This is a genomic window from Anaerostipes faecalis, assembly GCF_018982945.1.
Taxonomy (GTDB): Bacteria; Bacillota; Clostridia; order Lachnospirales; family Lachnospiraceae; genus Anaerostipes; species Anaerostipes faecalis.
Genome location: NZ_JABRXE010000008.1, coordinates 45,481 through 61,512, shown reverse-complemented (window position 1 = coordinate 61,512; position 16,032 = coordinate 45,481). Strand labels below are relative to the sequence as shown.

Genomic DNA, 16,032 nt, shown 5'->3' with positions numbered 1-16,032 from the left:
GAGAGAACTTTTAAGGAGGGACAAATGTGATTTATGGAGAAGATATTATTGAAGAGGTGCGAAGCCGCAATGACATCGTAGATCTTATCTCTTCATATGTATCGTTAAAGAAAAAGGGCAGCTCTTATTTTGGCTTGTGTCCTTTTCACAATGAAAAGTCTCCTTCTTTTTCTGTGAGCAGGGACAAGCAGATGTATTACTGTTTTGGATGTGGAGCCGGAGGAAACATTTATACGTTTCTGATGGAATATGAAAATTTCTCATTTCCAGAGGCTGTCAGATTTCTGGCAGACCGTGCAGGTATGGAACTGCCAGAGGAAGAATTAGATGATGAAGCTAAAAAACAGATGGATGAAAAAGCAAGATTAAGGGAAATGAATAAGCTTGCAGCCAATTATTTCTATTATCTGCTTCATCAGAAGCGGGGAGAAAAGGGACTTGAATATTTGAAGAAACGTGGCATTACAGAAGAGACTATTCGACGATTTGGACTTGGGTATGCAGATATTTATAACGATGATCTGTATCGTTTCTTAAAAAGCAAGGGATATAGTGATGAGGAGTTAAAAGATTCTGCACTGGTAAATATTGATGAACAGCGGGGAGGAAGTGATAAATTCTGGAACCGGGTCATGTTTCCGATTGTGGATGTCAATAACCGTGTGATAGGCTTTGGAGGAAGAGTTATGGGCGATGGAACACCTAAGTACCTAAACTCCAAAGAAACAAAACTCTTTGATAAAAGCCGAAATCTTTATGGATTAAATTTCGCAAGAAGTTCCAGGAAGAATGAAATTATTCTTTGTGAAGGATATATGGATGTGATATCCATGCATCAGGCAGGGTTTACCAATGCGGTAGCAGCATTGGGAACAGCATTTACCAGTGGACATGGAACACTTCTTCGCAGATATACGGAAAATGTCATTTTATCTTTTGATAGTGATGAAGCCGGTCAGAGGGCAATTCTAAGGGCGATTCCTATTTTGAAAGATGCTGGACTGACAGTGAAGGTGTTGGATTTAACTCCATATAAGGATCCGGATGAATTTATTAAAGAGCTGGGCGCTGAGGCTCTGGAAGAGCGAATCAGGAAAGCTGTAAGCAGTTTTATGTTTCAGGTAAAAGTTCTTTCAAAAAAATATAATCAGGATGATCCGGAAGAGAAAACAAAGTTTCAGCATGAAGCAGCCAAGCTTCTGGCAGTAATTGAAGAACCGCTGGAGCGAAAGAATTATATTGATGCAGTTTCCCGTGAATACTATATGGCACAGAAAGAATTTTCTGATTTGGTCAATTATTATGGAACCAGTGGCTATGTACAAAGACAGGAAGTGCAAAAGAAAGAAAATGAAGAAAAAAGTATCCGAAGAGAGGATATCAGAGAGAGTAAAAAGAAACAACCGCAAAAGCTTTTGCTTACATGGCTGGTCAATGAACCAATTCTGTTTGAAAAGCTTCGGGGACTCATAGGTCCGGATGATTTTTATGATCCAATTTATCATGGTGCCGCACTGATGCTTTTTTCACAATATGAAGAAGAGAGGAAAGTAATTCCTGCGAAGATCATGAATCAGTATACGGATCCTGAGGATCAGAATAAAATAGCAGAGCTGTTTAATACTAAATTAAAAATGGAACCTTCGCCGGAAGATAATGATAAAGCACTGACAGATATCGTTCGACGGGTCAAAGAAGACAGCATCGAACAACAGATGAATTCAACCAGCGATATTTTGAAATGGCAGGAGCTGATTAAGGAAAAAGGCAGATTGTCAAAATTGCATATTTCATTATAGGTTGGTTAAAATAGGAGAGAGAAGAAAGGACGAATTATGGAAGGTACAATGGAACAATTCAGTGAAAAACTGGCTGGATTAGTAGAATTAGGAAAAAAGAATAAGAATTTTCTGGAGTATGCACAGATTGAGACATATTTTAAGGATATGAAGCTTACTTCTGATATGATGGAGGCTATTTATGATTATCTGGAGCAGAATGGAATCGATGTGCTGACTCTGGCAGCGGTAGAAGATACTGACGATGATCTGGAAGATAACTTAGATGATGAAACAGAAATCGCTGTGCCTGATGGAATCAGTATTGAAGATCCGGTACGTATGTATCTGAAAGAAATTGGAAAGGTACCTCTTTTAAGTGCAGATGAAGAAATTGAGCTTGCGAAACGTATGGAAGAAGGAGATGAAGCTGCTAAGAAAAAACTGGCAGAAGCAAACCTTCGACTGGTGGTCAGTATTGCAAAACGTTATGTAGGACGTGGTATGCTGTTTCTTGATCTGATTCAGGAAGGAAACCTGGGACTTATTAAAGCTGTTGAAAAATTTGATTATCGAAAAGGGTATAAATTCAGTACCTATGCAACATGGTGGATTCGTCAGGCAATCACAAGAGCGATTGCCGATCAGGCAAGAACCATTCGAATTCCTGTGCATATGGTGGAAACAATCAACAAATTAATTCGTGTATCCAGACAGCTGCTTCAGGAGCTGGGAAGAGAACCATCTCCAGAGGAAATTGCAGAAGAAATGGATATTCCGGTTGACAGGGTTCGGGAAATCCTGAAAATTTCTCAGGAACCGGTTTCTCTGGAAACTCCAATTGGAGAAGAGGAAGACAGTCATCTTGGAGATTTTATTCAGGATGAAAATGTACCAGTACCTGCAGACGCAGCTGCTTTTACTCTCTTAAAAGAACAGTTGGATGAAGTTTTGGGTACTCTTACTGAAAGAGAACAGAAAGTTCTTCGTCTTCGTTTTGGATTAGATGACAGCAGAGCACGTACTTTGGAAGAAGTCGGTAAAGAATTTAATGTAACAAGAGAGCGTATTCGTCAGATCGAGGCGAAGGCATTAAGAAAATTAAGACATCCAAGCCGTAGCAGAAAATTGAAAGATTATTTGGATTAAGGTGTAGAAATGGAATTATCAAACCGTTTAAAAACGATTGCTTCTTTTGTAACAGAAGGTTATTGTGCAGCAGATATTGGAACGGATCATGGATACATACCAATCTACCTGACTCAGACTGGCTGTTGTCCAAAAGCTTTTGCTATGGATATCAATGAAGAGCCGCTGAACCGTGCAAAACAACATATTACAGAAACAAATACAGCAGATAAAATTGTCTGTATTCTTTCTGACGGATTGAATCAACTTCCTCAAAAGGAGGTTGATTCTATTATAATAACAGGTATGGGTGGAGATCTCGTGGTTCGTATTCTGGAACAGGATTTAGATAAGCTTGATTCGGTGAAAGAGCTTATTCTTTCTCCTCAGTCTCATCTTGAAAAAGTAAGGCATTTTCTTCATGATCATAACTTTCGCATTTTAGAAGAAGAGATGCTTTGTGAAGATGGAAAATATTATATGATCATGAGAGCTGTTCATGGACATGAAGAGTATAAAAAAGAATGTTTTTATTTGTTTGGCCAGAATCTGATTCTAGACAAACATCCAGTACTTTTGGAATACCTGGATCTGGAATATCAGAAATATGAAAAAATATGTGCAACATTAACCGATGAATCAAAGGAACATATAAAAATCAGAAAAAAAGAAGTTAAAACCATGCTTTGTAATATAAGGGAGGCATTGGGATATTATGAAATGTAGAGATGTGGTAGAATTTCTGGAGAGGGAAGTGCCTTTAGATGGAGCAGAAAGCTGGGATAATCCGGGATTTCTTGTGGGAGATATGGAACAGGAAGTAAGGAAAATTCTTGTAGTCTTAGATATAACCAATGAAGTGGTGGAAATGGCTGTAAAAGAAAATGTTGATTTTATTCTTGCACACCATCCGGTAATATTTTCCAAAATTCAAAAATGTACCAGTGATGATTTCCTCCAGAAGAAATTGCTAACACTGATTCGCAATGATATTTGCTGTTATGGAATGCATACCAATTATGATGTTTACAGAATGTGTGATGCTGTAGGAAGACGACTTTGTCTTACTGCAGATGCACCAGTGGAAATTTCATCTAATCCTGCATTGGCATCAGATAATAAAGGAATTGGTTTTATTAGTACATTTAAAGAAAAAAAATCATTACAGGAATTTGCAAAAAAAGTGAAAAATGATTTTGGACTTGATTCAGTTATGATTTATGGAGATCCACAGCAGCAAATAGAGAAAGTTGCAGTTGTTCCAGGTTCTGGAAAAAGTCTAATGAAAGAGGCAATGGAAAAAGAGGCCGATGTACTTGTTACAGGAGATTTTGGACATCATGAAGGATTAGATGCTGTTGATATGGGATTGACAGTTATCGATGCGGGACATTATGGACTGGAACAGGTTTTTATTGATGATATGGAAGAGCTTTTAAAGAAAAAACTTCCGGAATGTGAAATAATTTCTTTGAAAGCAGGAAGTCCGTTTAAAGTTATAATATAAACACGCAAAAAGAAAGTCAAAGACATTCTAAAAAGGGGTGATGTTTATGATACATGTTACAGTCAATCAGACAGTCTATCAGGTAGAGCAGGGGACTACGCTGGCTCAATTGGCAAAGGTCGTTCAAAAACCAGAAGAGTCTGAAATTTTACTGGCCTATGCAGATGGAAAGTTAAAAGAGCTGTTTTATCCGCTGGTAAAAGATAGTTATGTCAGATTTGTAACATTGGAGGAACAGGCTGGATATATGACCTATAAGAGAACAGCAATGTTTATGTTTTTAAAAGCATGTGAAGATGTTCTTGGAAAGGGTGCAGCAGATGATATTGCCATTAATTATTCCATAGGGAACAGTACTTTTTGTGAGTTTTTAATGGATGGAGTGACGGTAGATAAAGAACTGGCAGATAAAATTCAAAGACGAATGCAGGAATTATATAAGGCAGATCTTTCTATTGAAAAGAAATCCGTTGACACATCTCAGGCAAGGAAGTATTTTGCCCAAGCCGGTTTAAGGGAAAAGCAGAGACTGTTTCGTTTTAGAAGAGAATCCAGGACCAATATTTATTCCTTAGATGGATATGATAACTATTTTTACGGATATATGGCACCTTCTACAGGCTATATCGGAACGTTTCTTGTGTCTTCATATCAGGATGGAATGGTACTTCAGACACCGAAGCGTCATCAAACAGAAGAAATTGCCCGTTTTTATCCTCAGCCTAAATTATTTCGTGTTATGCAGAGATCCCGTGAATGGTGTAAGACTTTAGGTGTTGATACGGTTGGTGCATTAAATGAAGTAATTACAGAAGGTAAGACCAGTCATTTGATTCTTCTTCAGGAAGGATTACAGGAAAAACTGCTATCAGATATTGCAGATAAAATTGTCCAGCAGAAAAAACGAATTGTATTAATTGCCGGTCCATCTTCTTCCGGCAAGACCACTTTTTCTCACAGACTATCGATTCAGCTGGAAATTGCAGGAAAACATCCCCACCCCATTGCTTTGGATGATTATTTTTATGATCGTGAAAAATCTCCAAAAGATGAAAAAGGAAATTATAATTTTGAAACTATAGCATCTCTGGATGTGGAATTGTTTTCAGAACATATAAATCGCTTGCTGAATGGAGAAAAAATATCCATGCCAACATATAACTTTATTACCGGAAAGCGTGAATACAGAGGAAATCAACTGCAGATCGGATCAGATGATATTCTGGTAATCGAAGGAATCCATGGATTAAATGGTATTCTTTCTGCCAATATTCCTGAAGAAAATAAATACAAAATTTATGTAAGTGCATTAAGCCAGATAAACCTGGATGAGCACAATCGTATTCCAAGTTCTGATGGAAGGCTTCTTCGGAGGATTGTAAGAGATGCCATGCGCCGTGGGAATGATGCAAGAGACACCATTGCCCGTTGGGATTCTGTTAGAAAAGGGGAAGAAGATAATATTTTTCCTTATCAGGAAGAAGCGGATATTATGTTTAATTCTGCACAGATTTATGAGCTTGCAGTGTTAAAACAATATGCAGAGCCTTTGTTATTTGCTGTGCCACAGGATTGTCCGGAGTATCAGGAAGCCAAGAGGCTGTTGAATTTTCTGGATTATTTTATGAATATTAAAAGCGAGGATATCCCAAAAAGCTCTCTTTTGCGGGAGTTTATTGGTGGAAGCTGTTTTGAAACTTAACTTGCACTAAATGACAAGGTATGTTATGATGACGTTTGTGTTTAGTCAGACAAATGGTCGCGCCATTTCAGACGAAAGGGAAATGGTGAGGAAAGTCCGGGCTTCACAGGGCAGGATGCCGGATAACGTCCGGTAGGGGTGACCCTCAAGCTAGTGCAACAGAAATAAACCGCCATTTTTATGGTAAGGGTGGAAAGGCAAGGTAAGAGCTTACCGCCTGTCTGGTAACAGACAGGGCACATGTAAACCTCATCCGAAGCAAGACCGAAATGAAAACTATAAATTGGCCCGATTTGTTTTCAGGTGGGTCGCTGGAGCTTGCTGGTAACAGTAAGTCGAGATAGATGACCATTCAACGACAGAACCCGGCTTATCGGCTGGCTAAACATATGAAGAAAGGACATCTGCTGAAATAATGGCAGATGTCTTTTTTATTTCTTTATTATATTGGTAAGGTATCAGATAAAAATATTGATAAATTATGCAAATATGCAAGAAACATCTTAGGTAATGGTATTACTTAAGAGGTTTTTTACAAATCGTAGTTTTATCGAAAGAAATTGCAGAAACCGAGAGAATGTTTTATAAAATTCAGCAAAAAATCAGGAGTAAAGTTTATAAAATTTAAAAAAAAGAAAGTACTTTCAGAATTGGCATAAACTATTGAAAATAAAATCAAATATAAATATAATGCAGATAAAGGAGGTAAGAGAGATGAATGATAAAGTAGAACGATTAAAAGGCAAGTTAATCGTTTCCTGCCAGGCTTTGCCGGAAGAACCGTTACATTCTTCTTTTATAATGGGAAGAATGGCATTAGCTGCAAAAGAAGGCGGTGCCGTTGGGATTCGTGCAAACACCAGGGAAGACATCAAAGAGATTCAATCTCAGGTAGATTTACCAGTGATAGGAATTGTAAAGCGAAATTACGAAGACTGTAAAGTGTATATTACACCAACTATGAAAGAAGTCGACGAATTAATGGAAGTGAAACCTGAAATTATTGCATTGGATGCAACTGGCTCAGTCAGACCGGATGGACAAACTATAGATGAGTTTTTTCATCAGATAAAAGAAAAATATCCGGATCAGCTTTTAATGGCAGATTGTTCTACGGTGGAAGAAGCAATCCATGCAGATGAGCTAGGTTTTGATTTTATTGGGACAACTTTAGTCGGATATACAGAACAAAGTAAACATCTGAAGATAGACGAAAATGATTTTGAAGTTTTAAGAAAGATTCTTGAAAATGTAAAACATCGTGTGATTGCCGAGGGGAATATCAATACTCCGCAAAAAGCAAAAAGGGTCATAGATCTCGGTGCCTTCAGTGTAGTGGTAGGTTCTATTATAACCAGACCACAGTTGATTACAAAATCCTTCGTAGAAGCTTTGTAATTTAAACAGGAGAGATGATATGGAATATTATGTGAAATCAGTTGTACCGGTTATTGAATCTAATTATGAAAATTTTACACCAATGGAAAAGGTGATTGCAGATTTTTTTATGAAAAATCAGGAACAAGTTGATTTCTCAGCCAGATCCATTTCGGAGAGGCTATTTGTGTCAGAAGCATCACTTTCCAGATTTTCACAAAAATGCGGATACCGGGGATATCGGGAATTTATTTACCAATATGAACAGACTTTTGTTGAAAAAAATGAGTCCATTGCAAATCATACCAGAATGGTATTAAATGCGTATCAGGAATTACTAAATAAAACATACAGCCTGATGGATGAAGAGCAGATTGTAAGAATTTGTGATAGCCTGAATAAGGCCAAAAGAGTTTTTGTATGTGGTAAAGGAAGTTCTGGAATTGCGGCCAAAGAAATGGAATTAAGATTCATGAGAATAGGAGTGGACATTAATTCCATACAGGATACAGATTTAATGAAAATGCAGGCAGTATTTCAAAAAGAAAGCAATCTTGTCATTGGCATCAGCATTAGCGGTGATACAGTAGGCGTATTGAATATGTTGCAGGAATCGCGCAGGCGAAAAGCAAAGACTATTTTGATTACTGGAAAAAACAAGGAAGACTATAGTGAATTTTGTGATGAAATGGTATTGATTCCGTCATTAAAATATTTAAATTATGGAAATATTATTTCACCGCAGTTTCCAATTTTAATTATGCTGGATTTGATTTATTCTTATTATGTAAAACAAGATAAAATAAAAAAAGCAGCATTACATGATAACACAGTAAAAGCATTAAAAGGAGAAAAAGATGAGAATTATTAAAGCAAAAGATTACAAGGAAATGAGCAGACAGGGAGCAAATATTATTTCTGCACAGGTTATCATGAAACCAGACTGTGTTTTAGGACTGGCAACAGGTTCCTCACCAGAAGGAATTTATGCTCAGCTGGTAGAATGGTATAACAAAGGGGATATAGACTTTTCAGAAGTAACTACAGTAAACCTGGATGAATACAAAGGTCTGAATAAAGAAAATGATCAGAGCTACTACTATTTCATGCATAAACATTTATTTGATAAAGTAAATATTAATCCGGATAACACATATCTTCCAAATGGTATTGCTGAAGATCCAGATGCAGAATGTGTTCGATATGAAAAGCTTATTCGATCTTTTGGCGGAGCAGACCTTCAGTTATTAGGTATTGGACGTAACGGTCATATTGGATTTAATGAGCCATCTGATTCATTTGATAAAGCAGTTCATTGTGTAGATTTATTGGAAAGCACTATTGATGCAAATAAGAGATTCTTTGCTTCTGCAGATGACGTTCCAAAACAGGCTTATTCTATGGGAATCGGAACAATTTTAAGTGCGAAGAAAATTCTGCTGGTAGCAAGTGGTGAAGAAAAAGCAGAAGCAGTGAGAGCATCTGTTTGCGGACCAATTACTCCAGAAGTACCAGGTTCTATTCTTCAGCTTCATCCAGATGTAACATTGGTTGCAGACGAAGCAGCGTTATCTAAAATGCCAAAATAAATGAAAGAACGCCTTTGGCGTTTTTTCTGCTATATGGAATAAAAAATGACTATGGGGATAGTGAAAATGATTATAAAAAATATAAAAGTATATACAGAAAAAAATAAATTTGAAGACGGAATCATAATCACAAAATCTGATAGAATTGAACAGGTAATGCAGGGGGTTGAACCTCAATGCATAAATAATGAAAATGAAGAAATTATTGATGGACAAGGATGTTATTGTATTCCTGGAATGATCGATCTGCATTTTCACGGATGTAAAGGCTATGATTTTTGCGATGGAACCCTGGAAGCAATAGACCAGATTGCCAGATATGAGGCTTCTATCGGCGTTACCTCCATTGCTCCGGCTACAATGACATTGCCGGTAGCAGAACTGGAACAGATTCTAAAGACAGGGGCAGATTACAGAAAGAAACAGCTGGAAGAGAATATGATTTCCAGAGCAGATCTGGTAGGAATCAATATGGAAGGTCCTTTTATAAGCAAAATCAAAAAGGGAGCTCAGGATGAAAGAAACATTGTTCCCTGTGATATAGATGTATACCGAAGATTTCAAAAAGCTGCAGATGGACTGGTAAAATTCATTGGAATTGCACCAGAAGAAAGTGATACAGATGAGTTTATCAAGACTGTAAAAGGAGAAGTATCAGTTTCTCTTGCTCATACCAATGCAGACTATGATAAGGCAAAAAAAGCATTTGACGCAGGGGCAAATCATGCAGTTCATCTGTATAATGCAATGCCTCCATTTACTCATCGGGAACCGGGTGTTGTTGGTGCAGTAGCTGACAGTAAACATGTAATGGCAGAAATTATCTGTGATGGTATTCATATTCATCCAGCAACTGTAAGAGCAACTTTTGAAATGCTAGGTAAAGAACGAATGGTCTTAATAAGTGATAGTATGAGAGCAGCAGGTATGCCGGACGGACAGTATACTTTAGGTGGGCTGGATGTAAAAGTAAAGGGAAAGCATGCAACTTTAGTATCAGATGGAGCGTTGGCAGGTTCAGTGACTACACTGCCTGATTGTGTCAGAACAGTTGTCAGGGAAATGCAGATTCCGCTGGAAACAGCAATAGCATGTGCAACTATTAATCCTGCCAAGAGTCTTGGAATTGATAAACTGTATGGTTCGATTCAACAAGGCAAAAAAGCAAATCTTGTTTTATGGGATAAAGAGTTGAATTTGAAAGCTGTAATAAAAGATGGAAAATTGTTAGAATAATTTATTTTTCTGTAAGAATATTTTTTTCAAAGATGCATACACTATATTAAAGGAGCGTATGTGATATTGAAGAAAAAAATAGAAATTGCAGCCATTGTATGTTCTATTGGGCTATGCAGTTTTGGACAGAATGTCTGTGCCAGTGAGTTTATGCGGCTGCCTAAGGAAAGTAATGAAAAAATGGAACATCTGGTACAGACGAGACTTTTAAAAGAACAGAGAGATTATTTGCTACATGCACAGCTGATAACAAAAATTAATCTGGAAAAGAAAATTTTGGAAAAACCTGTTTTTATTCCAGGTACCAGTCATCAGATAACTACCAGAGAACGAGCTGTTTTGGAACGAATTGTGGAAGCAGAAGCTACGGACAAAGATATAAAAAGTAAGATTTTAGTTGCTAATGTTATATTAAACAGAGTTCGTTCCAAGGAATTTCCTGATTCTATTGAAAAAGTTGTGTTTCAGAGAGAAAATGGAAAAGTTCAGTTTTCACCTACAGCAGATGGAAGATATGATGCTGTTCATGTAACAAAGAGTTCCAGAGAAAGTGTAAAACGAGCATTAGAAGGAGAAGATTACTCAGAAGGGGCATTATATTTTGTAGAAAAAACAATGGCAAATCCACGAAATGTATCTTGGTTTGAAAACAATCTGACCATGCTGTTTACTTATGAGGGACATTCTTTTTATAAATAATGTAAAAAATTTTCTTGACATCATTCTCCAAAAGTATTATGATTTTAAACAAATAGAAAAAAAACCGTTGAGAAAGAGTAGTAAGCAGGATTTGAAGGAATCTCAGAGAGCTGCAGGTGGTGGGATTGCAGCATGACTTCCCTGATGAATGGACTTTCGAGGGTGATTCTGAAGTAGCAGTAGGAGTCGCCGGGCACCCGACCCGTTATCACAGTGGGCATATATGATAGTATATGATGAGAGTGGACATGTTTTATGATGTCAATTTGAGTGGTACCGCGGATATTTCGCCTCAAGCAGATGATGCTTGGGGCTTTTTATTTTTCTATTTTTCAATTTGATTTAGTAAACTGGAATAAAAAGGAGAACAGAACAATGAGAAATATGAAAAAAATTTTAGCAGCAGGACTTGCAACCGTTATGGCAATGACAATGATGACAGGATGTGGAAGTAAAAAAGAGGAAAGTAAAGATAAGAATTACAAAATCGGAATTCTTCAGTTTGCAGAACATGGATCTCTGGATAACTGTAGAAAAGGATTTATACAAGGATTAGAAAATGAGGGAATTAAGGAAGGTGAGAATTTAACCATAACCTATAAAAATTCTCAGGCAGATACAGCAACAGATAATCAGATTGCATCCAGCTTTGCATCAAAGGAACTGGATATGATTTGTGCCATTGCAACACCAAGTGCACAAAGTGCATATAATGCAGTAAAAGATGGAGATACACCGGTTGTTTATACAGCGATTACTTCTCCAGAGGCAGCAGGATTTGTAGACAAAGATGGAAACAACGTTGGAAATATTACAGGAACATCTGACATGGTTCTGGCAGATAAACAGCTGAAATTAATTCGCCAGATGATGCCAAAAGCAAAGAATGTTGGAATTTTATATAGTACAAATGAGGCAAATTCTAAAGCGGGTATTGAAGCTTATGAAAAAGTAGCAGACAAATATGGATTCAAGATCATCACACAGGGAATTTCAGCATCTGCTGATATGCCAATGGCAGCAGACAGCCTGATCAAAAAGGTAGATTGTATAACAAACCTGACAGACAATCTTGTTGTCAGCAATATGCAGACATATCTGGAAAAAGCAAACAAAGCAAAGATTCCAGTATTTGGTTCTGAAGTAGAACAGGTAAAACTAGGATGTGTAGCTTGTGTCGGAATTGACTTCATTAAATTAGGGGAACAGACAGGAGAAATGGCTGCAAAAATCTTAAAAGGTGAAAAAGAAGCAAAAGAAATGAAGTATGAATCTTTTAAAGATGGAGATGTTATTATTAATACAGCGGCAGCTAAAAAAATCGGCATGACCATTGGAAAAGACGTACAGAAACAGGCAAAGCAGACTTTTAATAAAATTGAAGCTGCAAAATAATTAGGAGATGTTGAGCACTATGGAACAATTAATTATCGGCGTATTTGAGCAGGGATTTATCTATGCGATTATGGCGCTGGGAGTATATATTACATATAAAATACTGGATTTTCCTGATCTATCTGTCGACAGCACCTTCCCATTGGGAGCTGCGATTACGACAGTCATGGTATCATCTGGAAAAAGCCCATTTCTGGCATTGCTGGCTGCAACTGCAGCTGGTGCATTAGCTGGAATCGTTACAGGACTGATTCATGTAAAATGCAAGGTACGAGATCTTTTATCAGGTATTATTGTCATGACAGCACTTTATACACTAAACTTAAGGATTGTTGGCGGAAGTGCCAATGTGCCTCTATTTAATTACCAGTCCATTTTTGATAATGATGTTGTAAATGGATTATTTCCTGAAGTATTGATGCCTTATAAGACTGTGATTATTATTTTTATTGTAATGGTAATTGCGAAAGTGCTTTTAGATCTTTATTTAAAAACAAAATCAGGATATTTACTTCGGGCAGTAGGTGACAATCCGACAATTGTAACATCTTTAGCAAAAGATAGCGGATTTGTAAAAATTGTAGGTTTGGCAATTTCCAACGGACTTGTGTCTCTGGCAGGTAGTGTTATGTGTCAGCAGCAGAGGTTTTTTGAAATTTCCATGGGAACTGGAACCATCGTTATTGGCCTGGCTAGTGTTATTATTGGAACCAATGTATTTAAAGGAAATTTATTGAAAGCTACCACTGCGGTTGTGATTGGTTCTGTAATTTATAAAGCCTGTGTAGCAATTGCAATTGAAGTTGGTCTTCCGGCTTCAGATCTGAAAATGATTACAGCGGCATTGTTCCTGATTATTCTGGTTATCAGCATGGACCGCAAGAAGAAGGTGAAAGCATGATTGAATTACAGCATATTGATAAATATTATAATATTGGAACAGTAAATGAGGTTTGTCTATTTAAGGATTTTAATTTAACCATTCAGGATGGAGATTTTATTTCTGTTATTGGAAGTAATGGTTCTGGAAAAACTTCTATGCTGAATTTAATTTGTGGAAGTCTTGAGGCAGAGGCTGGAAACATTATGTTAAATGGAGAAGATATTACTCATCAGAAAGAATTTGTCCGTCAGCGGAAAATAGGGCGCGTATACCAGAATCCTGCTATGGGAACCTGTCCATCGATGACAATTCTTGAAAATATGTCTTTAGCAGATAATAAAGGAAAACCTTTCGGCCTTGGTTTTGGAACAAATAAAAAGCGTATCGATTATTATCGTGAGTTGTTGAGTCAGTTAGGTCTTGGTCTGGAAGATATGATGGGAAGCAAAGTTGGTGCATTATCCGGAGGACAAAGACAGGCGATGGCACTGCTTATGACAACTATGACACCTATCGAATTTCTGATTTTAGATGAACATACCGCTGCGCTGGACCCCAAAACGGCAGAGCTGATTATGGAACTTACTGGAAAGGTTGTAAAAGAAAAGGGATTAACAACCATTATGGTAACTCACAATCTTCGTTATGCAATAGAATACGGAAACCGTTTGATCATGATGCATCAAGGTCAGGCGATTCTTGACAAAGCAGGGAAAGATAAAGATAATCTGAATGTGGATGATCTTTTGGATCAGTTTAATCAGATTAGTATTGAAACAGGAAATTAAAGGAAAGATTTTCATATATGTAAGGAAAAGGCGACAGAGAATAACTCTTGTCGCCTTTTTAAGTGGTTTTTCATTTCATTAGAAAAGACCGTGTTATGCTAAATCATTTCCTGCTGTTTCTTTTTCATATCATCAATGATTGATTGTATTGTAACAGATTTCATACTGTTCTCCATTTCCTGCTGAATAAGTGCAAGGCGGTCATCCAATACAGCATGAATGATATGTCCGACTTTACATTCTGGATTAGGGTTTTCATGGAAATGGAAGAGTGATTCTTCAGAATCTTCCACTGCTTTAAAAATATCAAGCATAGTGATATCAGCCGGATCTCTGGTCAGTTTTGACCCGCCAACTCCTGCAGCAGTTGTTACAAGCTCTGCATTCTGTAATTTAAGAAGTACATTTCTAATGATAACAGGGTTTACACCAATACTTCCTGCGAGAAAATTGGAAGTAACCTTTTCTTCGTCTGAAAACTGATAAATACAAAGTAAAATATGAATCGCGATAGTAAGTCTTGATGGAAAGGCGAAGTGCCGTCCTTTTATGTTCAGCTTTGAAAAGGATGGTAAACTTTGGTTTAATACTGGTAATTTCAAGGAAGTTTATAAGGAATTGCAGGAAAATCCATATATTCAGATTAGTGTTTCTTCACCATAGTATCAGTGGATACGCCTTAGCGGGAAGGCAGAATTTGTAGATGATAAAGCAATCAAGGAAGCAGAACTTGAGAACCCGATCGTAAAGAGCAATTATCAGACGGCAGATAATCCGGCATTTGAAGTATTCTATCTTGAGGATGCTCATGGTGTAATTGCAGACTTCTCAGGCAATCCACCTTATGAATTCTAGTCATAGAAGCAGGAAAAATTGATGCATATAGATGCAGGTGAAAGCATGGCATTTTGGTAGATCAGATTTGAGAGGAGCAGTTATATGACATTTCAGGAGTTTTTATGTGGAGTACCCGCAGGAGATTATATTTTTCAGAAAACAGAATATGATGAACAGATTGCACAGGCTGCAAAAGTCATTGAAGAAGCAGACTATATCCTGATCGGTGCAGGGGCAGGTCTTACTTATAGTGGAAAAAGATTTACGGATAATTTTGCTGAGTTTATTGAAAAGTATGGAATGACAGATATGTACAGCGCGGGATTTTATCCATTTCAAAGTGAAGAGGCAAGATGGGGGTACTGGTCTAAGCATGTGTATGTAAACAGGATAGAGCCGCAGGCTTTGGAACTTTATCAGATTTTATATAAACTTGTAAAGGATAAGCCATATTTTGTACTTACCACCAATGCAGATTACCAGTTTTATAAAGCTGGTTTTGGAAAAGACCATATTTTTGCTGTTCAAGGCGATTACGGTTATATTCAGTGTCTTAAAGGATGTCATAAGAAAATCTATGATGATGAAAAGATGATGATCCAGATGCATCAGGCTAGAAAAAACTGCCTGGTACCTTCATACATGGTACCTAAATGTCCTGTGTGCGGGGAACCAATGACTATGAATTTAAGATGTGATCAGTATTTTGTTGAGGATGATACATGGCATCAGGCAGAGGAAAACTTTGAAAAATTCTTAGAGAAATGTGAAAATAAGAAAACCGTGCTGTTTGAACTTGGAATCGGTTTCAATACACCTGCAATTATAAGATTTCCATTTGAGTATCTTGCATCTAGAAAAGAAAATATGATTCTGATCCGATTGAACAGAGATGAGGCAGTCGTGCCGAAAAGTCTTGGAAAACAGGCAATTGGAATTAATAAGGATATGCAGAATAGTGTGAAAGATATTGCGATTAAAGTCGGAATGAAAAATAAAATTGACAAAAGAGTAAGATAAAACTCTAGCATATTTCAAACAGAAATCCATCGGACATATGATAAGTCTGATGGATTTTTGATTTTCTATAGAATACTTTTATGATAGTTATGT

At 37.2% G+C, this 16,032-nt stretch carries 15 protein-coding genes, 1 other RNA gene, 1 pseudogene and 1 other annotated feature; of the genes and pseudogenes, 16 read left to right on the top strand and 1 reads right to left on the bottom strand.

Annotated elements, in window-relative coordinates; translation table 11 throughout:
- Positions 1–26 precede the first annotated feature (26 nt).
- From dnaG to KTB61_RS09560, 14 genes are all read left to right on the top strand, one after another.
- On the top strand, positions 27–1,799 hold the full coding sequence (gene dnaG, locus KTB61_RS09625; protein WP_075758409.1) for a DNA primase: 1,773 nt from the start codon (positions 27–29) through the stop codon (positions 1,797–1,799).
- Between the two features lie 36 nt (positions 1,800–1,835).
- Complete coding sequence (rpoD, locus tag KTB61_RS09620; RefSeq protein WP_075758410.1) at positions 1,836–2,927, top strand: RNA polymerase sigma factor RpoD; 1,092 nt, start codon at positions 1,836–1,838, stop codon at positions 2,925–2,927.
- Between the two features lie 9 nt (positions 2,928–2,936).
- The gene (locus tag KTB61_RS09615) at positions 2,937–3,632 is read left to right on the top strand and encodes a tRNA (adenine(22)-N(1))-methyltransferase (RefSeq protein ID WP_216697384.1); all 696 of its coding nucleotides are present in this window, start codon (positions 2,937–2,939) and stop codon (positions 3,630–3,632) included.
- Positions 3,622–4,413 (top strand): Nif3-like dinuclear metal center hexameric protein, encoded by a 792-nt coding sequence (locus tag KTB61_RS09610; RefSeq protein ID WP_075758412.1) that lies wholly within the window; start codon positions 3,622–3,624, stop codon positions 4,411–4,413. The genes KTB61_RS09615 and KTB61_RS09610 overlap by 11 nt, the downstream gene beginning before the upstream one ends.
- A gap of 46 nt (positions 4,414–4,459) precedes the next feature.
- Positions 4,460–6,115 (top strand): nucleoside kinase, encoded by a 1,656-nt coding sequence (locus tag KTB61_RS09605; protein WP_075758413.1) that lies wholly within the window; start codon positions 4,460–4,462, stop codon positions 6,113–6,115.
- Between the two features lie 41 nt (positions 6,116–6,156).
- Positions 6,157–6,504, top strand: an RNA gene (gene rnpB, locus KTB61_RS09600) — RNase P RNA component class A.
- Positions 6,505–6,829: 325 nt separating this feature from the next.
- The gene (locus tag KTB61_RS09595) at positions 6,830–7,513 is read left to right on the top strand and encodes an N-acetylmannosamine-6-phosphate 2-epimerase (protein ID WP_075758414.1); all 684 of its coding nucleotides are present in this window, start codon (positions 6,830–6,832) and stop codon (positions 7,511–7,513) included.
- Positions 7,514–7,532: 19 nt separating this feature from the next.
- Positions 7,533–8,363 (top strand): MurR/RpiR family transcriptional regulator, encoded by an 831-nt coding sequence (locus tag KTB61_RS09590; RefSeq protein ID WP_075758415.1) that lies wholly within the window; start codon positions 7,533–7,535, stop codon positions 8,361–8,363.
- Positions 8,350–9,081: a glucosamine-6-phosphate deaminase gene (nagB, locus tag KTB61_RS09585; RefSeq protein ID WP_216697383.1), complete on the top strand. Its 732-nt coding sequence runs from the start codon at positions 8,350–8,352 to the stop codon at positions 9,079–9,081. Before KTB61_RS09590 ends, nagB begins: the two co-directional genes overlap by 14 nt.
- Before the next feature lie 66 nt (positions 9,082–9,147).
- Entirely contained in the window at positions 9,148–10,317 is a 1,170-nt protein-coding gene (gene nagA, locus KTB61_RS09580; RefSeq protein ID WP_075758417.1) for an N-acetylglucosamine-6-phosphate deacetylase, read from the top strand.
- Positions 10,318–10,377: 60 nt separating this feature from the next.
- Positions 10,378–11,016, top strand: coding sequence for a cell wall hydrolase (locus KTB61_RS09575; RefSeq protein ID WP_075758418.1), 639 nt, complete (start codon positions 10,378–10,380; stop codon positions 11,014–11,016).
- Between the two features lie 58 nt (positions 11,017–11,074).
- Positions 11,075–11,314 (top strand) — a binding site (T-box leader).
- Between the two features lie 77 nt (positions 11,315–11,391).
- On the top strand, positions 11,392–12,411 hold the full coding sequence (locus KTB61_RS09570) for an ABC transporter substrate-binding protein (RefSeq protein WP_216697382.1): 1,020 nt from the start codon (positions 11,392–11,394) through the stop codon (positions 12,409–12,411).
- 19 nt (positions 12,412–12,430) lie between these two features.
- Complete coding sequence (locus tag KTB61_RS09565; protein ID WP_075758420.1) at positions 12,431–13,312, top strand: ABC transporter permease; 882 nt, start codon at positions 12,431–12,433, stop codon at positions 13,310–13,312.
- Positions 13,309–14,082 carry an ABC transporter ATP-binding protein gene (locus tag KTB61_RS09560; protein WP_075758421.1) on the top strand — a complete coding sequence of 258 codons (774 nt, stop codon included), beginning with the start codon at positions 13,309–13,311 and terminating at the stop codon, positions 14,080–14,082. Before KTB61_RS09565 ends, KTB61_RS09560 begins: the two co-directional genes overlap by 4 nt.
- Positions 14,083–14,180: 98 nt before the next feature.
- Here KTB61_RS09560 and KTB61_RS09555 read toward each other — a convergent pair whose 3' ends face one another.
- Entirely contained in the window at positions 14,181–14,684 is a 504-nt protein-coding gene (locus KTB61_RS09555; RefSeq protein ID WP_330656362.1) for an Rrf2 family transcriptional regulator, read from the bottom strand.
- Between KTB61_RS09555 and KTB61_RS13375 the strand changes: the two are divergent.
- Both KTB61_RS13375 and KTB61_RS09545 read left to right on the top strand, forming a co-directional pair.
- Positions 14,587–14,937: pseudogene (locus tag KTB61_RS13375) on the top strand (pyridoxamine 5'-phosphate oxidase family protein). The gene KTB61_RS09555 and the pseudogene KTB61_RS13375 overlap by 98 nt on opposite strands.
- 84 nt (positions 14,938–15,021) lie before the next feature.
- Positions 15,022–15,939 carry an SIR2 family NAD-dependent protein deacylase gene (locus KTB61_RS09545; protein ID WP_216697381.1) on the top strand — a complete coding sequence of 306 codons (918 nt, stop codon included), beginning with the start codon at positions 15,022–15,024 and terminating at the stop codon, positions 15,937–15,939.
- Positions 15,940–16,032 lie beyond the last annotated feature (93 nt).